This window comes from Halomonas sp. MMSF_3323, from assembly GCF_030733595.1.
GTDB classification, from domain to species: domain Bacteria; phylum Pseudomonadota; class Gammaproteobacteria; order Pseudomonadales; family Halomonadaceae; genus Halomonas; species Halomonas litopenaei.
This window is the reverse complement of record NZ_JASHIT010000024.1, coordinates 65,537-87,616: the sequence shown is the minus strand read 5'-3', so window position 1 is coordinate 87,616 and position 22,080 is coordinate 65,537. Positions and strand designations below refer to the sequence as shown.

Sequence of the window (22,080 nt, the reverse complement as noted above, 5' to 3'; positions counted from 1 at the left end):
GCTGGCGAGGGGCTTCTTCATGTTGTCGTCATGTGTCCTGACGGCTGCCGGGCGCCGCTTGGCCCGCGCCTTGGCCGACCCAAGCGGTTCCCGGACCAACCGCCTCCCGCTTCAGGCTGCCGATCATCCAGCCCTGGACACCCAGACCCTAGAAAAAACACCCCGGCTCCCTGAAAAGGGAGCCGGGGTGCTGGGGCGGCGCAAGACGTCAGACGTCGACAACGCCCCTGGAGATTGCCCGAAAGGCCGACGCAAGCCGACACCTTTCGGACACGTCCTAGACGCCGATCTGGCCGCCGTCTTCGCGCTGGATCACCACCGTGGCGGCGCGCGGTCGCACGCTGGCATCAGACGCCTGGGTCGCGTCGTCACTGGCCGGCCAGTTGCCCGGATGCTGGATATTGATAAACAGCGCGGTCTTGTCCGGCGTGGGGAAGATGCCGGTGACCTCGCAGCCGTTGGGGCCCACGCAGAAACGCTTGAGCTTGTCCTGGTTGGCCCCGGAGATCACCGCGGCGGCACCATCGGCACGCTCGAGCTCCGCCGGCACGACCGCCAGCACCTGGTCATTGGTGCTCTCGGTGACGCCCTCGTAGCCGTTGTCGGTCTGGATCCACAGGATGCCCTGGCCGTCGCCGCGCTCATCGAAGTAGAGCCCATCGGGACTGGCGAATTCGTTGTCGGCGGTCAGCCCGGACAGGTTGTTCTGGTCACTGGCCGCGGCACCGAACACGAATACCTCCCAGTCGAAGGCGGTGGCATCGCTGCCCTCGCGCCAGCGGATGATCTGACCGGCCTCGTTGTTCGCCCGCGGGTTGGCCGCATTGACCGGTGCCGTGGCGTAGCCGTTGCCCAGCGCGGTGATGTTGTCGCCGTCGCCGGTCAGGGTCGCCTCGGTGCCGTCTTCGGTACGCTTCGAGTTGTTGGTCAGGGTCATGTAGACCTCGCCGGTGGACGGGTCCACCGCGCCCCACTCAGGGCGATCCATCGGTGTGGCACCCATCAGGTCGGCGGCATCACAGGTGTGGATGATCACCCCGGCCAGGTCATCGGCGTCGAGTTCCAGCGCCTCGGCCAGGGTACGGCCATCCTGGGTGGAAGCGTCCGGCGTCAGCGGCAGCCACTCGCCGCTGCCATCGGCGTTGAAGCGAGCGACGTAAAGGGTGCCGCTGTCCATGTACTTGTCACCGATCGCCAGGCGATCGGCCTCGGCGCCGGGAGCGATGGCATCCGCCGGGTCCCAGGCCGCCTCCGAGACAAACTTGTAGATGTACTCGTTGCGCGAGTCGTGACCGGAGTAAAACACCACCGGCTCGCCTGCTACCAGCTTGCCCGGCCAGCAGCCCTCGTGGCGGAAGCGGCCCAGCGCCGTGCGCTTGATCGCCTGCCTGCCGGTATAGGGGTCGATCTCGACGATATAGCCGAACTGACGCGGCTCGTTGCGGTAGTCACCGCTGGCGTCGTCGGCGACGGGGTCGCCGATCAGACGGGTAAATTCGTCGTCGCGTTCGCTGTCATCACCCGCGGCGGTCTCCCAGCCGTAGCGTCCGCGACCACTGGCGATGCCAAGACGGTCATCGTCCAGGGTACGGCCTTCGTTCTTGACGAAGTAGGCCGGCCAGTTCTCCTCGCAGGTGAGGTAGGTACCCCAGGGCGTGTAGCCGTGGGCACAGTTGTTGTTGGTGCCGCGAGCCTGGGTGCCGCCCGGGGAATACCTGGTCTTGACGTAGTCGCTGCCCGCCACCGGCCCTGACAGGTGCATCGGGGTGGCGCTGGTGTAGCGACGGTTATGGGCGGAACCCTTGACGTGGCTCCAGCGACCATCGGCGTCCTTCTTCACCTCGACCACGGTCACCCCGTGGGCGTTGATCTCGGTGCGCACCTCGTCCGCCGGACGCTTGCCTTCGGTCATGTTGGTAGGGCCGCCCTGGGGCGCCCACAGCGCGTTCTCGTCGATGTATTCGTTGTTCATCACCAGCAGGAAGCGCTCGGAGGCCGTGCTCTCATCCAGCGCGAAAGGATGCATGCCGTCGTGATGCATGCCGACGCTGGCCGCCTGGGCCTGGGGCGTCATCGTCAGATCCTCGCTCCATTCGGGCGCGCTGTCGTCAAGCGGCGTACCCCAGGGCACCAGCACCTGGGCGGTATAGCCCGGCGGCACCACCACGGCGTCGCTGCGCGAACCGGCAATCGACTCGAAGGCCAGCGCCAGCGGCGTCTTGGCCATCCCTGACGACGGCTCGTTGGCGAAGGCCGAGAGACCAAAGCTTCCCAGCATGGTCATGGCCGCCATGCCCATGCCACCCTTCATCACCGCTCGCCGGGAAAGACGACGGTCGAGCACCGAGGAGAAGGGTTCATTACGGCTGGGATTCAACAGACGATGATCTTCAATTTCCTTGCTCATTGCGCAGTCCTCTTCTTGCAGCCCTCTGTTCGCCGTCAAGGCGTGGGCTGTCGGTGCCAGTCACTGTTGCCGGCCTCGGGTATCGGAGGGGAAAGTCGATCACAGGGGCGACGGCGGTCCGCCGACAACACTAGGTAGTCCAGATGACACTCGTATGACGATAGACGAGGTTGACGCAGAGCACAGGAAGTAGCGCTATTGTAAAAAGAGTAACAGTTGGTGAAAGAAAATGGCTTCGCTCGTCGACACAGTGCACCAACAATCGCTATCGACAGGACCAGAACCATGTGGAATCTGGGACACCGACATCAGCGCATACTTCTTATGCCCCAACGCGCCCCTTCAGCCGACGAAGATCCCGAGCCTCGTTGGTACTGGGTCCACTGTGTCGATCAACAGAGCCTCGACCGGGGCAGCGCCGCCAATGTCCAATCGCTTTCATGCCTCGACCAGGCACTTCCCTGTTGTCTCGTCATACCGCCACAATCGGTCACCCTGGTAACGCTGGACGGCGCCCTGGCCGAGGAGGTCGACAGCAGGGAGTCACTGGATGAACTGGTTGAGCGGGAGCTTTGCGTAATACCGCACACTCTCGCGCTCCATGTGCTCTATCGTGATGACAGCGCCCTGGATGTCATGGTGGTGCAGCGTACCCTGCTGGCCCAGTGCAGCCGACGCCTGGGACGCCATCACCTCTCGCCCCGCTGGTGGGCCAGCGCCTTCCAGGGTCTGCCGCCGCCCGAACCCGACACCCTGGGCGTACTGCCCTGGGGCGACGACTGGATGCTGAAGTGGCGCCACCCCGAGACCCCTGAACGGGAGCGCTGGCTGTGCTGGCCCAAGAGTCAGGACATGGAGGACCTGAGCGACCATCTTCCGGAAGTGCTGCGCGAGTCGCCATGGAATTGTCCACTGGCCCCCCAGGCCGTCAACGGCCTCGACTGCCTGGACTTCTGTGCCCGCCACCTGCCCGAGGACCTGCCACTGGTGCCCTCGGACATCGGAGGTGAGGGTCAGCCAAGGGAGAAGAAGCCCGAGCCCGCGTAGAGGCAGCGTGATCGCTATCGCTAAACTTCGCTGCCGCTGGCCCAAAAAACGTGTAGAGGCGTTTGAAGCGACGAGAGGGAGTGCTGAAGTCATATCGTGAGCGATGACGAGCCGGATGCCGCCGGAGCGCAAAGGCTGGAGTTCACCTCCGACGAAATGAGAACCTTTAGCGCCGGCGGCGGAGTTGCAGTGCATCGCCATCTATCCCGTGTTTCTTCAATCTCCGAGCATGACTCCTATACTTTCCGTTTGGCTACCAACTCCGTTGACCGCCGTAATATCCTGGGGACAGCATGACATGACTACGTAACAGGTCATCATTGCCTTGAACACGATCCTGTCGTCTCTTTTGGCCACGGGTGGCACAAATGTCAGTGAGCCATCACCATCAAGTGGAACATTCATCCACACATTGAATGGTGATGGAACATGCGAAACCTCCTTGCCGATGGCAAGCAATGCCATTCGAAGATTATCAACACAGTTGTCATGGTATTCGCTTACGCCAAGCTGTCTATAGCGATTGATATCGCAGGCGGCAATCAATGTGTCATGCACCCCAGGCGAAGTATCTTCCACTAGTTCCAGCATCTCGTTTCTTCTATTGGAAACCATACTGTCACCGACAACCGGCACCAAGCGCCCAAGATGGGTTCGAGTATGTTCCATGGATAGAAATTCGTCTGGATCACTCGTATTGAAAGCCCACATATCGCAGACCTGCAATCCACTTACGTTAATCAGCGTAAGCATCTGCCCTTTTTCCAGTACAACGGCAGCGCCACACCTCGCGGGAATGAAATAGACCTTTCCTGGCTGCAGAACACCATTGCGCGCAAGCGGTTGGCTCACTGACAACTGTTTTTCTTCCAGCGCACCGAAAGAAGCCGCCAGATCAGGCTCCCTATCTCTACTTATATAACCACCCATCATCCACCTCGCTCACTGATTTTTCCGACTTATCATGAAGAATACATTGTTGGAAATCAGACACTCCCTCTCACCACATCGGCCCTCTGACGGCGAGACGCGCAAATTTCTCATCCCGCGAGACTATTCTTATTTCAAGTTCTGCAATACAGACGTTTGCTGGACAGGGAATCACATCTGTTGCCGAGCATCTGGTACCCAGCAGGGGACGATCGAAGAAGCGGTCACGGAGGTGCGCTCACCCCGAGACTGGATCGGAAACAACGCGAGCAACGTCCAGACTGGCCGCCAGCCTGTCGACCAACGCCTCAACGCGTTGCTCCGCCTGAATCAGAGACTGCTGCAGCCGCTCGTCGGCAAACTCGTCATACTCCACGGCGATGCTGTGCAACTCCTCTATGCCGAGATAGGCGAAAACGGTACGCAAGTGTGGTTCGACGTGGTTGGTGTGCTCCATTCGCTCACCAGACTCATAGCCATAATCACCCCGGGCACCAAGCACTACCAAGCGCTTGCCCATGGCGCTCAGCATCGGCCAATAGGGCAAGCCTGGGCGGGAGCGATCAAAGCCGAAAGTCCGCCCGACTCGCACGATATTGTCGATATAAGCCTTGAATCCGGCCGGAACGCCGAAGTTGTACATCGGTACGCCAGCAATGATCAGATCCGCCTCGAGCAGTTCGTCGACCAGGGAATCACTCTCCGCGAGAACCTCGTGCATCCACCTATCCCGCGCTTCCGGCTTGGTGAAGGCGGCATGAATCCAATCACCGGTGACAGGACGAGGCGGCTGCTGGCCGACATCGCGATAGACGACCCTGTCGTCAGGACGTGCCCGTTGCCACTGTGTGACGAAGTGGGCGCTGAGGCGTCTCGAATGCGATCCGTGGGGTTGACTACCGGAAAGTCCGGAGCGTGCGCTGGCATCAAGGTGCAACAGTGTAGCCATGAAGATTCTCCTTTGGGATTAGTACCGCTCATGCTTGGTGGTGCACGAACGACAGAATCTTCCAATCGATTCGGGCCGACAAACGATCTATTCTTTGCAGATACACAAAAATTTTTTGTCCATAGGGATGCGATGCAACGACGCCGACTACCACTCTCGCAGTTGCGTGCCTTTGAGGCGGCAGCACGTCACCGTAGTTTCAAGGGGGCGGCTGAAGAGCTGGCGGTAACGCCCGCCGCGATCAGCCACCAGGTACGTGAACTGGAAAGCTGGCTCGGCGTAGGGCTATTCGAGCGTCGCACCCGCCAGGTGATCCCGACCGACGCGGCAACGGAGCTTTCTCCCGTGCTACGCCAGGGCTTTGACGCCTTCGCCGACGCATTGGAAAGTCTGCTCAAGCGAACGACACCCGCCAGCGTCACCCTCTCCTGCACTCCGGCCTTCGCCAGCCAGTGGCTGCTTCCTCGACTGACCGACTTTCATTCGACGAATCCCGATATCGCCTTGAATATCCATGCCAGCGAGAGCGTGCTTGATCTGACGCATGGAACCCGCCTGGCGATTCGTTACGGTATGGGCCCCTATCCGGACCATGAGGTGGTGACCCTGGCGACCGATCGCATTGCCCTGGTCGCCAGCCCGCAACTCCAGCTGGCTGGCGTCGACGACCTCAGGGGTGTTCGTCATATCGATTTCGACTGGTACTGTCCGAACCTTGGCCTGCCCGGCTGGGCTCAGTGGTGTCAGGCGGTGGGGTCTACCCCTGCCGTGCTGGGGCCTCGACTCGCCTTCTCCGAAGAAAGTCACGCGATCCAGGCCGCTATCTCCGGTCAGGGCGTGGCCCTGCTGGGCTTGACCCTGGTGCAGGATGAGATCGCTCGTGGTGTGCTGGAGGTGCCATTCGGCCCGTTTCTACCGGGACTGCACTACCACCTGATCAGGAGCCAAACAATGTCCGACAATGCCATCCTCGACAAGGTGGTGGTTTGGCTTCAACAGGCGTTTTCAGCGGCAACCGCTACCATAGGCGAACAACAGGCACCTTGATGCAACCCGTTTGCCTTCCCGCAAGAAATGACCGTCCTGGCCTTGAGCGTGGCGCTGGATGATCGAACTCAGACGTCATCGGACATCGAAGGCGTTCGCCCCATCGCCCCCTCTCCGATGACCCGAAGCAGCCGGTGGGACATGTGAGGATGACCCGACAGTGCACGGGAGGGCATACTGGGGGCGATATCACTAAAACGGGAAAATGTTGTGAAACGGGCCATGCCAGGGATGCGGTCTGCTCTACTCACTACGGTGCTTGCCGCGGCGCTTGTTACTCTCAGCGGCTGCGCCGCCTTCGCCCCGGCGCCGCCGAGCCATCAGGACAATCTGTGCGAGATCTTTCGCCAGCAGCCTGACTGGTACGACGCCACCCAGGCCTCTTATGAAAAGTGGGGCACGCCCCCCTGGACCCAGATGGCCTTCATCAAGCGCGAGTCGTCGTTTCGCAGCCACGTCAGGCCGCCACGTACCAAGTTGCTGGGCTTCATTCCGTGGACGCGCCCGTCCTCGGCCTACGGCTATGCCCAGGCCCAGGATCCGGTATGGGGCGAATACGACGATGACGCCGGCGGGCTGTTCGCCAGTCGCACCGACATGGACGACGCCACCGACTTCATCGGCTGGTACAACGCCCGCACGCGGCGCATGACGGGGGTGTCACTGTCCAACCCCGAGCACCTGTACCTGGCCTACCACGAAGGCCAGGGCGGCTATCAGCGCGGCAGCTATCGCGCCAAGCCGGCGGTGCAACGCGCGGCGCGGGAGGTGGCCAGCACAGCTTCCCGCTACCGCGGCCAACTGGCGGCCTGCGAGGCGGAATTCCGCTGCGACAGCTTCTATCAGGTATGGCCCTTCTGCCGCTGAGTCAGGTGGCCACCCACCATGCTTCCCGCTACCGCAGCCAACTGGCGGCCTGCGAGGCGGAATTCCGCTGCGACAGCTTCTATCAGGTATGGCCCTTCTGCCGCTGAGTCAGGTGGCCACCCACTATGCTTCCCGCTACCGCAGCCAACTGGCGGCCTGCGAGGCGGAATTCCGCTGCGACAGCTTCTATCAGGTATGACCCGTCTGCCGCTGAGTCACGTCCCCACCCGCGGCGCGAGCCAGTTACGCCGGACATAAACGACCAGAGGCCCGAAAGGGCCTCTGGTCTGGTTCGTTCGCATCGTCGGGCTCAACCCTGCTGGGCAAGACGCTCGGCAGCCAGGCTCAACAGGTGTTCGGTGGTCTCCCAGCCGATGCAGGCGTCGGTGACCGAGACACCGTAGCGCAGCTTGCCGGGCTCCAGGGGTTGTTTGCCCTCGTTCAGATGGCTTTCGAGCATCACCCCGATCAGCGAGGTGTCACCGGCCAGGCGCTGGGCCAGCACCTCGAGCAGGACTTCGCTCTGACGACGATGGTCCTTGCGTGCGTTGGCGTGGCTGCAGTCCACCATCAGCCGCGGCGGCAGGCCGGTGCCGATCAGCGCCTTCCTGGCGGCGGCGACCGCATCGACCCCGTAGTTGGGCTCACCGTGGCCGCCCCGCAGCACCACATGGGTGTAGGGGTTGCCGGCAGTCTCGCGCATGACCGGCTGCCCCTGCTCGCCCACCGCGAAGTGCTGGTGGGGGTGGGCGGCCGAGCGCATGGCGTCCAGTGCCACCTGGACGTCGCCGCTGGTGGCGTTCTTGAAGCCGACCACCGCGCCGATGCCACTGGCCATCTCGCGATGCAGCTGGGATTCGGTGGTGCGTGCACCGATCGCGACCCAGGCCAGCAGGTCCTCAAGGTAGGGCGCGATCATCGGCTGCAGGATCTCGGTGGCCACCGGCAGGCCCAGCTCGACGATCTCGCGCATCAGCTGGCGTGACAGCTCGAGCCCACGCGCCATGTCGCCCTTGCCATCCAGGTCCGGGTCATAGGCCAGGCCCTTCCAGCCCACGGTGGTGCGGGGCTTCTCGACGTACACCCGCATCACCACCAGCACTCGATCACGGATGCTGTCGGCCAGGGAGGCCAGGCGCCGGGCGTATTCAAGCGCCGACCTGGGGTCATGGATCGAACAGGGCCCGACCACCGCCAGCAGGCGATCATCACGACCCTCGAGAATGTCACGGATCTGCTGACGCTGAGCGTCGACGCGATCGCTCAGGGTCGTCCCGAGTGGGCACTGGCGCTTGAGCGCCTGCGGGGTCGGCAGGGTCATCTGGGGGGCGGTCTCTTGCGTCGCGGCAGCGTTGAGGTCGGCGGTGGCAAGCGAAAGGCTGGCGGTCATGGTATCAGCTCCGTGTGGTCGTACATCGTTGGGTGCGTCGACCACCGAGGCGCTCACGGTCGGAGGTGGCCAGTTGGGCCGACCGCGCGTCGATAAATCGCCAGCTATCGCCATAGGCATAGCCATGGGAAATGGTGCTGGCGAAGAGTCGATATGCGGTCATGTCATTGCTCCGGTTGCCTGCCTTTCGCAGGTGAGTGCTACTGGGTGAAAACGTCTGGCCACACAAACAAGGAACCCCCGGACGGGCAGCCGTCCGGGGGTTCTGGGAGGCGGCCCTGGGGGGGGAGCGCCTCGCGAGTGCCAGATACTTGGATCAGGCCTCGCGCACCAGCGCCCCGGTATCAAACCAATACCAGGAAAAGCTGGGCCAATAAAAGGACACCGCGTCCGCATGCACACAATCCGAGCCCAAGACGGCACCGACGAGGGCGCTGTCGCTGCCATCGGGTCGGGGTCGGGTCGGGTTTGCGTGATCGGTCATCGGTGTCTCCTCGAATCTTGCTTCATCCTGCCCCGCGCCGGAGCAAATGGCAACCCCTGTGCACGGGCAGGAAAAGCGCCGTGCCGTCGACCATGGTCTGCTGACGCCCCTGGCTAGCCTGTCGCCAGTTGCACCCAGCCGATGGTCGCCGGCAGACAGGTCATGCCGACCATCACCACCAGGCCGAGAAAGATCGTCAGGAATCCGCTTTCGTCATGAAAGCCGTCGTGAGAGCTGTCACCATGCAGGTCGTCGTCGTGATGAGCCATGGGTCGCCTCCTTGTGATGTTGTTGTCAGGGTCATCCAGAGTCTAGGGGGATTCCTCGGGTCAGGCGAGTCCGCCGGCGATTCAGCGCAGGTGGCGGCCACCGTCCACGGCCAGGGTCGTCCCGGTCACATAGCGGTTGTCGAGCAGGTAGCGCAGGCTCTGGTAGATGACCCCTGGCCCCGGCACCATGTCCATCGCCGACTTGGCCCTGGCCTTGGCGGCATAGTCCTCGTCATCGCCCTGATTGAGCATGATCAGCGCGGGTGCAATGGCGTTGACCTGGATCTCTGGGGCATAGCGCGCGGCGAAGGACAGCGTCAGATTGTCGAGCCCGGCCTTGGTGGCGGCGTAGGCGGCGTGCTTGCGCGAGCCCTTCTGCACCACATAGTCGGTCATGTGGACGATGTCCCGCTGGGGCTCGCTGCAGGCGTCGAGCAAGGACTTGGCGTGGAGGTTGATCAGGTAAGGCGCCAGCATATGGATACGGAACAGCCGCTCGAAGGCGGCCCCGGCATCCTCGCCATCGCTGTCCGGTGCCCAGTCGCTGGCGTTGTGGACGATGGCGCGAAGCGATCCGGTCTCGCTCTTGAGCCGCTCCAGGAAGTCGAGGATGCCGTCTTCGCTGGAGAAGTCCGCCTGGAGGGTGACGATGCCGCGCTCGCGCATGGCCTCGAGCTCCGGGCGCTCGCGGCGATAGCTGATGATCACCGGCTGGCCGTCCTGTACCAGGCGCTCGGCGCAGTGACGCCCCAGACGCTGGGCGCCACCGGTAATCAGGATCGGCGACGCGCTCATGACTGCTTTTCCCCGACCAGGCTACCGACCACCGGCACCAGAGGGTCGCGTGGCGCGTAGGCGAAGACGTCCGAGAACACCCGTGACGGGTCCAGCCCCAGCGAGGCGAGCACGTCGACACAGGCATAGACCATGCCGGGCGAGCCCGACAGATAGACGTCGTGGCCCGACACATCGCCAAGCTCGGCGGCGAGTGCGGCGTCGATACGGCCATGATGGGCGTGCACGCGCTCGTCGGCGAAGCCCTGCTCGAAGCCTTCCTCGCAGACCGCGTGGAAGGTGACCTTATCGGACTCGGCGACCCACTGCCGGGCCAGGCTCTCGGCGTACAGATCACGGCGTTCCTTGGCCGCCCACCACAGGCTGATGGGACGCTCGGGGTTGGCGTGGAGCGCCGCCTCGACGATCGCCTTCATCTGGGCGAAGCCGGTACCGGCGGCGATCAGCGTCAGCGGACGATCGCTTTCACCATCCAGCACGCAGTCGCCCCCCGGCAGGCGCACGGTCAGGTGCTGGGCCTCGACCAGCATGGCCCTGAGCTGGGCCGAGTTGGAGCGTTCGGGCCAGTGCTGAATATGCAGCTCGAGTCGCCCATCGTCACGATGGCGGCTGGCGATGGAAAAGGGCACCCAGCAGTCATCATCCAGGCACATTTCCAGATACTGGCCCGGGGCATGGGCCATGGCCTCGGCGCGTCCTTCCAGAATCACGCGAAACACGTCAGGGGTGAGGTCCTCGACCTCGATGACCTGGCAGGTCAGGGTCCTTGCCGTCATGTCGACCTCTTGTTGCTGTCGGGGAGAGGAATGTCGAATTCGTCCCAGCGCTCGCTGACCCGGGACTTGATGCTGTCGTCCATGGCAATCGCCACGCCCCACTCCCTGTCCGTTTCACCCGGCCACTTGCTGGTGGCGTCCAGGCCCATCTTGGAGCCGAGCCCAGCCACCGGAGAGGCGAAATCGAGGTAGTCGATCGGGGTGTTCTCGACCATCACGGTGTCGCGGGCCGGGTCCATGCGGGTGGTGATGGCCCAGATCACGTCCTCCCACTGGCGAGCGTCGACGTCATCATCCAGCACGACCACGAACTTGGTGTACATGAACTGACGCAGGAAGCTCCATACCCCCATCATTACCCGCTTGGCGTGGCCCGGGTACTGCTTTTTCATGGTCACGACCGCCATGCGGTAGGAGCAGCCTTCCGGGGGCAGATAGAAGTCGACGATCTCAGGGAACTGGCGGCGCAGGATCGGCACGAACACCTCGTTCAAGGCGAGCCCGAGGATCGCAGGCTCGTCCGGTGGACGTCCGGTGTAGGTGGAGTGGTAGATGGCGTCCTTGCGCATGGTCATGCGCGTCACGGTGAACACCGGAAAGGTCTCCACCTCGTTGTAGTAGCCGGTATGGTCGCCGTAGGGACCTTCCGGCGCGGTATCATCGGGGTACAGGAAGCCCTCGAGGATGATCTCGGCAGACGCCGGCACCTGCAGGTCGGCGTGACCGCAGTTGACCAGTTCGGTGCGCGAGCCACGCAGCAGCCCGGCGAAGGCGTACTCGGACAGCGAGTCAGGCACCGGGGTCACCGCCCCCAGAATGGTCGCCGGGTCGGCGCCCAGCGCCACCGCTACGGGGAAGGGCTCGCCGGGGTGCGCCTGCTGGAATTCCTGGAAGTCCAGCGCGCCGCCACGATGGGACAGCCAGCGCATGATCAGGCGGTTCTTGCCGAGCTTCTGCTGGCGATAGATACCGAGATTCTGACGACTCTTGTGCGGGCCCTTGGTGATCACCAGCGGCCAGGTCACCAGGGGGGCGGCATCACCGGGCCAGCAGTGCTGGATCGGCAGTCGATCCAGGTCCACCTCATCGCCCTCGAAGACTCGCTGCTGGACCGGTGCCGAGCGCACGGTCTTGGGACCCATGCTCATGATCTGCTTGAAGATCGGCAGCTTTTCCCAGGCATCGCGAAAGCCCTTGGGAGGTTCCGGCTCCTTGAGAAAGGCCAGCAGTTCACCAACCTCGCGCAGCGCCTCGACAGACTCCTGGCCCATGCCCATGGCGACGCGTTTGGGGGTGCCGAACAGGTTGCCCAGCAGCGGCATTTCGCTGCCCTTGACGTTCTCGAACAACAATGCCGGGCCGCCGGCGCGCAGGGTGCGATCGCAGATCTCGGTGATCTCGAGATAGGGGTCCACCTCGGCGGTCACCCGCTTGAGTTCGCCGGCGGCCTCGAGACCCGCGATAAAGTCACGCAAGTCACCATATTTCATGCGATTGCCTCGCTCCCCTGAACACAAAAGGGGCAGCATAGCATGCTGCCCCTCGTCTTGACCTCGGTCACCTGGACCTTGCGTCTGGCGACCGCCCAGGCGCGGCGTTGGCCAACGCTAGCGGCGCTTCATCGCCTCGAAGAATTCGAGGTTGGTCTTGGTGTCCTTGAGTCGGTCGATCAGGAACTCGGTGGCCGCGGTATCGTCCATCGGGTTGAGCAGCTTGCGCAGGATCCACATGCGCTGCATCTCCTCGTCGGAGGCGATCAGGTCCTCACGACGGGTGCCGCTGCGGCGGATGTTGAGCGCGGGATAGACGCGACGCTCGGCCAGACGGCGATCCAGGTGGGCTTCCATGTTACCGGTGCCCTTGAACTCCTCGAAGATCACCTCGTCCATCTTGGAGCCGGTGTCCACCAGGGCCGTGGCGATGATGGTCAGGCTGCCGCCTTCCTCGATGTTACGCGCGGCACCGAAGAAGCGCTTGGGCTTTTCCAGAGCATGGGCGTCGACACCACCGGTCAGCACCTTGCCGGAGGACGGCACCACGGTGTTGTAGGCGCGCGCCAGACGGGTGATGGAATCGAGCAGGATGACCACGTCCTTCTTGTGCTCGACCAGGCGCTTGGCCTTCTCGATCACCATCTCGGCCACCTGGACGTGACGCGCCGGCGGCTCGTCGAAGGTCGAGGCGACCACTTCACCGCGCACGGTGCGCGACATCTCGGTGACCTCCTCGGGGCGCTCGTCGATCAGCAGCACGATCAGCTGGCACTCGGGGTTGTTACGCGTGATCGAGGTGGCGATGTTCTGCAGCATCAGCGTCTTGCCCGCCTTGGGCGGCGACACGATCAGGCCACGCTGGCCCTTGCCGATGGGTGCGGTCAGGTCGATGATGCGCGCGGTCAGATCCTCGGTGGAACCGTTGCCGATCTCCATGCGCAGACGATCCTGCGGAAACAGCGGCGTGAGGTTCTCGAACAGGATCTTGTGCTTGGCGTTCTCCGGCCGGTCCAGGTTGATCTGGCTGACCTTCAACAGCGCGAAGTAGCGCTCGCCTTCTTTCGGCGGGCGAATCTTGCCGGAGATGGTGTCGCCCTTGCGCAGGTTGAAGCGCCGGATCTGGGACGGCGACACATAGATATCGTCGGGGCCGGCCAGGTAGGAGCTGTCGGCGCTGCGCAGGAATCCGAAACCGTCCTGAAGGATCTCCAGCACGCCATCGCCGAAGATGTCTTCGCCGCTCTTGGCGTGCTTCTTCAGGATGGCAAAGATGATGTCCTGCTTGCGGGACCGGGCCAGGTTGTCGATACCCATCTCGCGGGCGATATCGAGAAGCTCCGGCACGGGCTTTTGCTTGAGTTCGGTCAGATTCATCAGAGTTCAGAAATTACTCGTGGAAGCCGGGCGGCAAGGCGCCGAGGGGCGAAAAGACACGCCGATTGAGTGCGTTCAGAGCCCGAGGCTGCTCGTGCGAGGCCAGGTAAAGATAATAGGGCCATTGACTGGATTCTCCGGAGGGGAGATCCACGCCAGCGTCTGGACGAGGGAGCAGGTTCATTCGCCGTTGCCAGCGTCTCGCGGGCTTGGGCCGGGGCCTTGGCCGGGAGCGGAGCTGACGTCGTGCGGGCTGTCTGACGACTTGGGATGGTCACGTCGCGGCGGCGGCGCGACCGGGAAAACACATTCGAAACAGGCGAATGACCCGATACTAGACAAGCCGGAAGGGGAACGCAAGCCCCGTGGCGGACCCGGATCATTGACATCCCCCGGGGCGAAACGCAACCTTGATCCATCTCCAGTGAAGGACCCGCCATGAATCAACCCTCGGATACGCTCAGCACCCTGCGCGAGTCGCCCCACGACGCCACCAAGGACCCCGCCCGCCTGGCCGCCATCGATCTGGGCTCCAACAGCTTTCACCTGCTGGTGGCCAACTATCAGGATGACCGGCTGCAGGTGGTGGCGCGGCTGGGCGAAAAGGTCCAGCTGGCGGCGGGCCTGGACGACGACGGCTACCTCAACGAGGACGCCATGACGCGGGCGCTGGACTGCCTGGCTCGCTTTGCGCCCTTTCTCGAGGGCATCCCCGCCTCGCGTATGCGGGTGGTGGGCACCAACGCCCTGCGCGATGCCCACAATAGCCAGGAGTTGATCGACCGCGCCGAGGCCATGCTCGGCACGCGCATCGAGATCATCGCCGGGCGCGAGGAGGCACGCCTGATCTACCTCGGCGCGGCCCACGCCCTGGCCGAGAACGGGCGCCGGCTGATCGTCGATATCGGCGGCGGTTCCACCGAGTTCATCATCGGCGAACAGTTCGAACCCAAGGCGCTGGAAAGCCTCTCCATGGGCTGCGTGACCTTTACCCGACGCTTCTTCGGCGACGGCGATATCAGCGAGAAGCGCATGCGCAACGCCGAACTCGCGGCGTTGTCGGAACTGGCTAATATCCGCAGACCCTACCAGCGTCTGGGCTGGGATGACCCGGTGGGCTCCAGCGGCACCATCAAGGCGGCGGCGGCGGTGATGCACGCGGCAGGCGACGCGCCGGAAGGAGTGATCACTCGCGACGGTCTGGCCAAGTTGAGAAAGCGCTTGATCAAGACCAAGCAGCTCGACAAGGTCTCCATGGACGGGCTCAAGGCCGATCGTGCCCGGGTCTTTCCCGCCGGTGTCGCGATTCTGTGCGCGATCTTCGAGGCCTTCGACCTCAGCGAAATGCGCTACGCCGACGGCGCCCTGCGTGAAGGGGTGCTCTACGACATGGCTGGCCGCAACAGTCCCGAGGACTCGCGTCTAAAGAGCCTGGAGACCCTGGCCCGCTACAACGCCGTCGACGTTCGCCAGGCCGACAATGTGGCCGCCTCGGCCAAGGCGCTGTTCGCCCAGGTCGCCGACGACTGGGGGCTCGATGAGGAACGTGGCCGCTATCTGGAGTGGGCCGCCTGGGTGCACGAGATCGGCCAGTCGATCTCGCACAGTCAGTTCCATCGCCACGGCGCCTATCTGCTCGAGCACTCGGATCTGGCCGGCTTCTCGCGCCCGGAACAGCGCCTGCTGGCCTTCCTGGTCCGCGCCCACCGACGCAAGTTCCCGAGCAAGGAATGGCAGCTGTTGCCGAAGGCCGAACAGCGTGACAGCCAGCGCCTGGCACGCCTGCTTCGACTGGCGGTGATCCTCAACCATTCGCGCCCGGAGCAGCCGCCGGCGACGCCGCGGCTCGAGGTGGACGGCGAGGTCCTGCATCTGCACTACCAGGGCAGCGACGAGCCAGGCCTCTTGTGCACCGACCTGGAACGCGAGGCCGACTACCTGGCCAATACCGACTTCGCGCTCAAGCTGCACGCGGGCACGGCCCACGCCGAGGCCTGAGCCCTCTCACACGGTCCCTGGCCAGAGCCCTTGGTCAAAAGCCACGGCCAGAGCCCTTGGCCAAGCCATCAGCCGGCCCCAGGCGTTGCCCGTAAGGGCGACGCCGTCCAGCCCTCGGCCAGGGCGATCCAGCACCCCCTGCCGGCGTCCAGCGCAGCCACACAGACCTCGCCCTGCCACACCACCAGCACCTGGGCACGCCGCCAGGGCGGCACACCAGCTTCCTGCAGCAGCCGCTTCAGGTCGCGACTTCCTCGCCCGGCAAGCCTCAGCCTTTCGCCGCCCTGGCGCTGGCGCAGCCACAGTGGCAGCGGCGTTTCCTCCTCTGTCGTCGGCAGCTTCATCGACACCCCCGCGACCACCAGGGCGCTCCCTGGCGACCAGGGGCCTTCGGCAACCTCCAGCGGATCTCCGGCACCCTCCCCCATCAGCCACAACGCACCGCGCCAGAGCCGCGCCTCTGCCCCGGGCCAGCTCACCTTGACCTCGGCGTCACGCCGGGCATGACATTGCTCGAGCAGATCGTCCAACCGTGGTCCCGGTGCCGGCGCAAGTCCCAGCCGACGCATGCACAGCCCGATCAACCAGCGCTGACGGCGCCGTGACAGCGACAGCAGGCCCTCGAGTTCCAGCCTGGCGGGGTCGCCACCCAGCCGCGCCAGATCCTCAAGCGCGTATTCGTCCAGCAGTGCCGCCGCCTCGCCGGCATGCCGTGCACTCGCCGCCAGGGCGTCCGCGGCGTCGGGCCAGCGCTGCTCCAGCGCCGGCACCACCTCATGACGCAGATAGTTGCGATCGAACTCGCGACTGGCGTTGCTGGGGTCCTCGACCCAATCGAGCCCGCGACGCCGGGCTTCGGCTTCCAGTTCGCTTCGCCGGACCTCCAGCAAGGGGCGCTCGATCGAAAGGCCACGCTCCTCACGCCGCGCCGGCATGGCGGCAAGGCCCGCAACGCCTGCGCGCCTGAGTGCGGCCAGCAGCAGCGTCTCGGCCTGGTCATCACGGTGCTGGGCCAGCCACAGCACATCACCGGCGTCCAGGCATTCGACGAAGGTGTCGTAGCGCGCCTGGCGCGCCGCCGCCTCCAGGCCCTTGCCGGAGGTACGGTCCACCCTTGCCCGGACGACCTCGAGGGTTACCCCCTGCTGCGCGCACAGCCTGCGACAGTGGCGCTCGAAGTCATCCGCCGCCGCCTGCAGGCCATGGTGCACGTGGATCGCCCTCAATCGGCGCGACCGCTGCCCGCAGGCCCTTGCCGCCAGCGCCAGCAGCACGCAGGAGTCGAGCCCACCGGACAGCGCGATCCACAACGACCGCTCCGGCGGCACCCGGTCGAGGGCCCGCTCGATTCGCGCTTCAAGGGTGGGAGACGTCGGCATGTCGGCGATTCCTGAGGGTCAGGGTGGGCGGTGGCACCTACTATGCATACGGCCCCCATCGCAGGACGATGGGGGCCGCACAATCGATGCAGAGCATTCGAGCTCAGGCCGGGCGCCGTGGCTCATCAGACGCTCATCGATGCAGAGCGCTCGAGCTCAGGCCGGCGCGCCGTGGCTCATCAGACGCTCATCGATGCAGAGCGTTCGGGCTCAGGCCGGGGCGCCGTAGCTCATCAGACGCTCGTAGCGACGTTCGAGCAGCGCCGCGGTATCCATGGCGTCGAGGCGCTCGAGGCTTTCGCCGATGGCATCGCGGACCCGGGTGGCGGTTTCATGGGGGAAGCGATGGGCGCCGCCCAGGGGTTCCTTGATCAAGGTGTCGACGAAGCCCAGCTCCTTGAGACGGCTGGCGGTGATCCCCATGGCCTGGGCGGCGTCGCTGGCCCGCTCGGCGCTCTTCCACAGGATCGAGGCACAGCCCTCCGGCGAGATCACCGAGTAAGTGGAGTATTCGAGCATCATCAGCTCGTCGCACACGCCGATGGCCAGGGCGCCGCCGGAGCCGCCTTCGCCCACCACGGTGGAAATGATCGGCGTCTCAAGCCGCGACATCACCGCCAGATTGTAGGCGATGGCCTCACTCTGACCGCGCTCCTCGGCGTCGATGCCCGGGTAGGCACCAGGGGTGTCGATAAAGGTCAGCACCGGCATCTTGAAGCGCTCGGCCATCTCCATCAGACGGCAGGCCTTGCGATAGCCTTCCGGCCGCGGCATGCCGAAGTTGCGGCGCACCTTCTCCTTGACGTCGCGGCCCTTCTGGTGGCCGATGATCATCACCGGACGATCATTGAGTCGCGCCACACCGCCGACGATGGCAGCGTCATCGGCGAACTCGCGATCACCGTGCAGTTCGTCGAAGTCAGTGAATACGTGCTCGAGGTAGTCCAGGGTGTAGGGACGCTGGGGATGGCGCGACAGCTGGGATACCTGCCACGGCGACAGGTCCTTGAAGATCGACTCGGTGAGCTTGCGGCTCTTTTCCTCGAGTCGGGAAATTTCGTCCGCCAGGCTGACCTGGCTGTCGTTGCCGACCAGACGCAGTTCTTCGATCTTGGCCTGCAGTTCGGCGATGGGCTGTTCGAAATCGAGATAGTTGGGATTCATGGGCCAGCCTTGTGGTCATGGTCAGGCGGGCGCGACGCAGTCGTCGCAAGCCCACCCATGGCAAAGAAAAAGTGGTGTGCATTATCGCACCCTGACCGGGCCACGCAAGGCGCAGCGGGTCAAGATCGTCGTAGAGGCGCCCTCGCAACCCCGCGCCGCTAGCGATACTTGAGGCGGACGCCGTCCTGGCCCTCGACCTCACGCAGCGCGATCAGCAGGTCGTCGGATGGCAGCACCTTCCACTGCTCGTCGAGTTCGAGCCAGCCAGTGGCCTCCAGATTGCGGTAGCGCAGGCGCACCGGCAGGCCTTCCTGGTGACGATGCGGCTCGAGGCTCGTGCGCAGGCTGTCGATCAGTCGACCGTTGGCCTCACGCCCATCCACCGAGACTTCCACCGCCTGACCGAAGCGCGAGCGCGCCTGGACCATGGGGGTGACCTCCTTGCCGCGCAGGCGCAGGCCGCCGGAGTAGTCGTCGCTGGACACCTCGCCTTCGATGATCAGCACCTCGGCGTTGTCGAGCTGCTCACGCACGCTGTCGTAGAGTTCACCAAACAGCGACGCCTCGATGCGTCCGGTACGGTCGTCCAGGGTCACGAACGCCATGGTGTCGCCACGCTTGGACTTCATGGTGCGCTGGGCCACCACCAGGCCGGCGACCCGCTGGGGCTCGCGGGACGGTTTCAAGTCGGCGATGCGGGTCGAGACGAAGCGCGAAAGCTCTTCCTCGTATTCATCGATGGGATGGCCGGTCAGGTAGAGGCCCAGGGTGTCCTTCTCGCCGGCCAGGCGCTCGCGATCGCTCCACTCACGCACCCGCAGATAGTCGGCGTAGGGATCGCTGGCGCTGTCGTCCTCGTCCGGGGCGAAGGCCTCGCCAAACAGATCCATCATCCCGGCGCTCTGGTTCTTGTGGCTCTGGGCCGCGGCCTTCAGGGCGTCATCCAGCGAGGCGGCCAGCACGGCGCGGTTTGGCCCCAGGTTGTCCAGCGCCCCGGAGCGGATCAAGGCCTCCAGGGTACGCTTGTTCATGCGCTTGGGGTCGATCCGCCGACAGAAGTCGAACAGGTCGCTGAAGGGGCCGTCTGCGCTGCGCGCCTCGACGATGGCGCCGATGGGACCTTCGCCCACCCCACGGATCGCGCCCAGGCCGTAGACCACCCGCCCCTCTTCGTCGACGGTGAACTTGTAGCCACCGACATTGACGTCCGGCGGGGTCACCGTCAGCTTGAGGTGACGACACTCCTCGATCAGCGGCACCACCTTGTCGAGGTTGTCCATCTCGGTGGACATTACCGCCGCCATGAAGGGACCCGGATAGTGGGCCTTGAGCCAGGCGGTCTGGTAGGACACCAGGGCGTAGGCGGCGGAGTGCGACTTGTTGAAGCCGTAGCCGGCGAACTTCTCCACCAGGTCGAAGATGTTGCCCGCCAGGTCGGCATCGATGCCGTTGGCCGCGCAGCCCTCCATGAAGCCGGCGCGCTGCTTGGCCATCTCTTCCGGCTTCTTCTTGCCCATGGCACGACGCAACAGGTCGGCCTGGCCCAGCGAATAGCCGGCCATCACCTGGGCGATCTGCATCACCTGCTCCTGGTACAGGATGATGCCGTAGGTGGGCTGCAGCACCGGCTTGAGCAGTTCGTGCTGGTAGTCCGGGTGCGGATAGGATATCTCCGCCCGACCGTGCTTGCGGTTGATGAAGTCGTCGACCATGCCGGACTGAAGCGGACCGGGACGGAACAGCGCCACCAGGGCGATCATGTCCTCCAGCGAGTCCGGCAGCAGGCGCTTGATCAGCTCCTTCATGCCGCGGGATTCGAGCTGGAACACGGCGGTGGTCTCGGCCTTCTTGAGCATCTCGAAGGTCTTGCCGTCATCCAGCGGAATGGTGTCGATATCGAGCGGTCCCTGGCCCTCCTTCGAGCGCACCTTGTCGACCATCTCCAACGCCCAGTCGATGATGGTCAGGGTGCGCAGGCCAAGAAAGTCGAACTTGACCAGGCCGGCGTCCTCGATGTCGTTCTTGTCGAACTGCACCACCAGACCGGAGCCGTCTTCATCGCACAACAGCGGCGAGAAGTCAGTCAGCTTGGTGGGGGCGATCACCACGCCACCGGCGTGCTTGCCGGTGCCTCGGGTCACGCCCTCGAGCTTGAGCGCCATGTCCCAGATTTCCTGCGCCTCCTCGTCGGCCTCGAGGAACTCCTTGAGCTGAGGCTCCTCCTCGATGGCCTTGGCCAGGGTCATGCCGACCTCGAAGGGGATCAGCTTGGACAGCTTGTCACCCAGCGAATAGGGCTTGCCCTGGGCCCGGGCCACGTCGCGCACCACCGCCTTGGCGGCCATGGTGCCGAAGGTGACGATCTGGGACACCGCGTTGCGGCCATAGCGCTCGGCCACGTAGTCGATGACCCGGTCGCGCTTCTCCATGCAGAAGTCGACGTCGAAGTCGGGCATGGAGACACGTTCCGGGTTGAGGAAGCGCTCGAACAGCAGGTCGTACTGGATCGGGTCGAGGTCGGTGATCTTCTGGGCGTAGGCCACCAGCGAGCCGGCACCGGACCCCCGCCCCGGCCCCACCGGCACGTCGTTGTCCTTGGCCCACTGGATGAAGTCCATCACGATCAGGAAGTAGCCAGGGAACCCCATCTGCAGAATGATGTTCAGCTCGAAGTCCAGGCGCTCGCGGTAGCGTTGCTCGAGGGCCGCCCATTCGTCGCTGTCGCGGGGGTGCTGGGCCACCGGATAGAGCGCATCAAGGCGCTCGGTCAGACCGTCGTGGGAGATCTTGCGGAAGAACTCGTCCTGGGTCATGCCCTCGGGGATGCCGTACTCCGGCAGGAATATCTCGCCCAGACGCACGTCGACGTTGCAGCGCGCAGCGATCATCACGCTGTTTTCCAGCGCCTCGGGGATATCGGCGAACAGCTCGGCCATCTCCTGGGGCGACTTCAGGTACTGCTCTTCGGTGTAACGGCGCTCACGTCGGGGATCGTCGAGCGCCTTGCCCTCACCGATGGAGACCCGGGTCTCGTGGGCCCAGAAGTCCTCACGCTTCAAAAAGCGCACGTCGTTGGTGGCCACCACCGGCACCCCGGTGTCCAGCGCCAGCGCCACCGAGGCGTGTACACAGTCTTCTTCCAGCGGGCGGCCGGTACGGGTCAGCTCCAGATAGAAACGTCCCGGGAAGGCCTGGCACCAGTCGTCCAGCAGGCGCCTGGCATCGGCGTGAAGATCGCTGAGCAGGTGGCGACCGACATCGCCGTCGCGACCACCAGACAGCGCAATCAGCCCCTCGTTCTGCTCGAGCACCCAGGCCTTCTCCAGGTAGGCCCGCCCCTGGCGCTGGCCCTCGACCCAGCCACGCGAGATCAGCTCGGTCAGATTGCGGTAGCCGACGTCGTTCATCGCCAGCAGGGTCACCCGATAGGGGTGATCCAGGTCGTGGCCGTTGACCAGCCACAGATCTGCGCCGATGACCGGCTTCATGCCGGCGCCCTGGACACCGTTGTAGAACTTCACCAGGCCGAACAGGTTGGCCTCGTCGGTCAGCGCCAGCGCCGGCGCCCCGTGCTCGATGCCCGCCTTGACGTACGGCTTGAGGCGCACCAGGCCATCGACGAGGGAGAACTCGCTGTGGACGCGAAGATGAACGAAGGGAGCGGACATGAGAAAGCCTTACCTCGACCCGCCGTGGCGGGTGTGTGAAAAC

At 64.4% G+C, this 22,080-nt stretch carries 17 protein-coding genes; 4 read left to right on the top strand and 13 right to left on the bottom strand.

Annotation, left to right across the window (positions count from 1 at the left end):
* Positions 1-277: 277 nt before the first annotated feature.
* Positions 278-2,407 (bottom strand): PhoX family phosphatase, encoded by a 2,130-nt coding sequence (locus tag RBB39_RS13520; protein WP_124803460.1) that lies wholly within the window; start codon positions 2,405-2,407, stop codon positions 278-280.
* 285 nt (positions 2,408-2,692) lie between these two features.
* Here RBB39_RS13520 and RBB39_RS13515 point away from each other — a divergent pair, with 285 nt between their 5' ends.
* Complete coding sequence (locus RBB39_RS13515) at positions 2,693-3,454, top strand: hypothetical protein (RefSeq protein ID WP_124803462.1); 762 nt, start codon at positions 2,693-2,695, stop codon at positions 3,452-3,454.
* Between the two features lie 216 nt (positions 3,455-3,670).
* Here RBB39_RS13515 and RBB39_RS13510 read toward each other — a convergent pair whose 3' ends face one another.
* Complete coding sequence (locus RBB39_RS13510; RefSeq protein WP_204248908.1) at positions 3,671-4,387, bottom strand: DUF1989 domain-containing protein; 717 nt, start codon at positions 4,385-4,387, stop codon at positions 3,671-3,673.
* 235 nt (positions 4,388-4,622) lie between these two features.
* Entirely contained in the window at positions 4,623-5,333 is a 711-nt protein-coding gene (locus RBB39_RS13505) for an FMN-dependent NADH-azoreductase (protein ID WP_045991165.1), read from the bottom strand.
* A gap of 132 nt (positions 5,334-5,465) precedes the next feature.
* On the opposite strand from RBB39_RS13505, the gene RBB39_RS13500 reads away from it, so the two are divergent.
* Positions 5,466-6,380, top strand: coding sequence for a LysR substrate-binding domain-containing protein (locus RBB39_RS13500; protein WP_162197819.1), 915 nt, complete (start codon positions 5,466-5,468; stop codon positions 6,378-6,380).
* A gap of 231 nt (positions 6,381-6,611) precedes the next feature.
* Positions 6,612-7,247 carry a lysozyme-like domain containing protein gene (locus RBB39_RS13495; RefSeq protein WP_045991166.1) on the top strand — a complete coding sequence of 212 codons (636 nt, stop codon included), beginning with the start codon at positions 6,612-6,614 and terminating at the stop codon, positions 7,245-7,247.
* 310 nt (positions 7,248-7,557) lie between these two features.
* On the opposite strand, the gene RBB39_RS13485 is transcribed toward RBB39_RS13495, so the two are convergent.
* From RBB39_RS13485 to rho, 7 genes are all read right to left on the bottom strand, one after another.
* On the bottom strand, positions 7,558-8,637 hold the full coding sequence (locus RBB39_RS13485; RefSeq protein WP_108132293.1) for a 3-deoxy-7-phosphoheptulonate synthase: 1,080 nt from the start codon (positions 8,635-8,637) through the stop codon (positions 7,558-7,560).
* Positions 8,638-8,953: 316 nt separating this feature from the next.
* The gene (locus RBB39_RS13480; protein ID WP_156088602.1) at positions 8,954-9,121 is read right to left on the bottom strand and encodes a hypothetical protein; all 168 of its coding nucleotides are present in this window, start codon (positions 9,119-9,121) and stop codon (positions 8,954-8,956) included.
* Positions 9,122-9,234: 113 nt separating this feature from the next.
* Positions 9,235-9,390 (bottom strand): hypothetical protein, encoded by a 156-nt coding sequence (locus RBB39_RS13475; RefSeq protein ID WP_181248593.1) that lies wholly within the window; start codon positions 9,388-9,390, stop codon positions 9,235-9,237.
* A gap of 81 nt (positions 9,391-9,471) precedes the next feature.
* Positions 9,472-10,185 (bottom strand): dihydromonapterin reductase, encoded by a 714-nt coding sequence (gene folM, locus RBB39_RS13470; protein ID WP_045991168.1) that lies wholly within the window; start codon positions 10,183-10,185, stop codon positions 9,472-9,474.
* Entirely contained in the window at positions 10,182-10,961 is a 780-nt protein-coding gene (locus tag RBB39_RS13465; protein WP_045991169.1) for an NAD(P)H-flavin reductase, read from the bottom strand. The genes folM and RBB39_RS13465 overlap by 4 nt, the downstream gene beginning before the upstream one ends.
* Positions 10,958-12,451 (bottom strand): 4-hydroxy-3-polyprenylbenzoate decarboxylase, encoded by a 1,494-nt coding sequence (gene ubiD, locus RBB39_RS13460; RefSeq protein WP_222516066.1) that lies wholly within the window; start codon positions 12,449-12,451, stop codon positions 10,958-10,960. Before ubiD ends, RBB39_RS13465 begins: the two co-directional genes overlap by 4 nt.
* A 117-nt stretch (positions 12,452-12,568) precedes the next feature.
* Complete coding sequence (gene rho / locus RBB39_RS13455) at positions 12,569-13,828, bottom strand: transcription termination factor Rho (RefSeq protein ID WP_045991171.1); 1,260 nt, start codon at positions 13,826-13,828, stop codon at positions 12,569-12,571.
* A 438-nt stretch (positions 13,829-14,266) separates the two neighbouring features.
* On the opposite strand from rho, the gene ppx reads away from it, so the two are divergent.
* On the top strand, positions 14,267-15,826 hold the full coding sequence (gene ppx, locus RBB39_RS13450) for an exopolyphosphatase (protein WP_108449746.1): 1,560 nt from the start codon (positions 14,267-14,269) through the stop codon (positions 15,824-15,826).
* 68 nt (positions 15,827-15,894) lie between these two features.
* Here the strand turns inward: ppx and tilS are convergent, their stop codons facing one another.
* The 3 genes from tilS to dnaE all read right to left on the bottom strand — a co-directional run bounded on the left by tilS (position 15,895) and on the right by dnaE (position 22,037).
* Positions 15,895-17,205 carry a tRNA lysidine(34) synthetase TilS gene (gene tilS / locus RBB39_RS13445; protein ID WP_287164369.1) on the bottom strand — a complete coding sequence of 437 codons (1,311 nt, stop codon included), beginning with the start codon at positions 17,203-17,205 and terminating at the stop codon, positions 15,895-15,897.
* Between the two features lie 210 nt (positions 17,206-17,415).
* Positions 17,416-18,369, bottom strand: coding sequence for an acetyl-CoA carboxylase carboxyltransferase subunit alpha (locus RBB39_RS13440; protein WP_045991173.1), 954 nt, complete (start codon positions 18,367-18,369; stop codon positions 17,416-17,418).
* A gap of 158 nt (positions 18,370-18,527) precedes the next feature.
* Positions 18,528-22,037, bottom strand: a complete 3,510-nt coding sequence (gene dnaE, locus RBB39_RS13435; RefSeq protein ID WP_306169147.1) for a DNA polymerase III subunit alpha — start codon at positions 22,035-22,037, stop codon at positions 18,528-18,530.
* Positions 22,038-22,080 lie beyond the last annotated feature (43 nt).

Coding starts and splice junctions, on each gene's coding strand:
- RBB39_RS13440 (WP_045991173.1), bottom strand. CDS start 18,369: ATGAATCCCAACTATCTCGATTTCGAACAGCCCATCGCCGAACTGCAG.
- RBB39_RS13515 (WP_124803462.1), top strand. CDS start 2,693: ATGTGGAATCTGGGACACCGACATCAGCGCATACTTCTTATGCCCCAA.
- rho (WP_045991171.1), bottom strand. CDS start 13,828: ATGAATCTGACCGAACTCAAGCAAAAGCCCGTGCCGGAGCTTCTCGAT.
- RBB39_RS13480 (WP_156088602.1), bottom strand. CDS start 9,121: ATGACCGATCACGCAAACCCGACCCGACCCCGACCCGATGGCAGCGAC.
- RBB39_RS13500 (WP_162197819.1), top strand. CDS start 5,466: ATGCAACGACGCCGACTACCACTCTCGCAGTTGCGTGCCTTTGAGGCG.
- RBB39_RS13505 (WP_045991165.1), bottom strand. CDS start 5,333: ATGGCTACACTGTTGCACCTTGATGCCAGCGCACGCTCCGGACTTTCC.
- RBB39_RS13520 (WP_124803460.1), bottom strand. CDS start 2,407: ATGAGCAAGGAAATTGAAGATCATCGTCTGTTGAATCCCAGCCGTAAT.
- tilS (WP_287164369.1), bottom strand. CDS start 17,205: ATGCCGACGTCTCCCACCCTTGAAGCGCGAATCGAGCGGGCCCTCGAC.
- RBB39_RS13485 (WP_108132293.1), bottom strand. CDS start 8,637: ATGACCGCCAGCCTTTCGCTTGCCACCGCCGACCTCAACGCTGCCGCG.
- ppx (WP_108449746.1), top strand. CDS start 14,267: ATGAATCAACCCTCGGATACGCTCAGCACCCTGCGCGAGTCGCCCCAC.
- folM (WP_045991168.1), bottom strand. CDS start 10,185: ATGAGCGCGTCGCCGATCCTGATTACCGGTGGCGCCCAGCGTCTGGGG.
- ubiD (WP_222516066.1), bottom strand. CDS start 12,451: ATGAAATATGGTGACTTGCGTGACTTTATCGCGGGTCTCGAGGCCGCC.
- RBB39_RS13495 (WP_045991166.1), top strand. CDS start 6,612: ATGCGGTCTGCTCTACTCACTACGGTGCTTGCCGCGGCGCTTGTTACT.
- dnaE (WP_306169147.1), bottom strand. CDS start 22,037: ATGTCCGCTCCCTTCGTTCATCTTCGCGTCCACAGCGAGTTCTCCCTC.
- RBB39_RS13510 (WP_204248908.1), bottom strand. CDS start 4,387: ATGATGGGTGGTTATATAAGTAGAGATAGGGAGCCTGATCTGGCGGCT.
- RBB39_RS13475 (WP_181248593.1), bottom strand. CDS start 9,390: ATGGCTCATCACGACGACGACCTGCATGGTGACAGCTCTCACGACGGC.
- RBB39_RS13465 (WP_045991169.1), bottom strand. CDS start 10,961: ATGACGGCAAGGACCCTGACCTGCCAGGTCATCGAGGTCGAGGACCTC.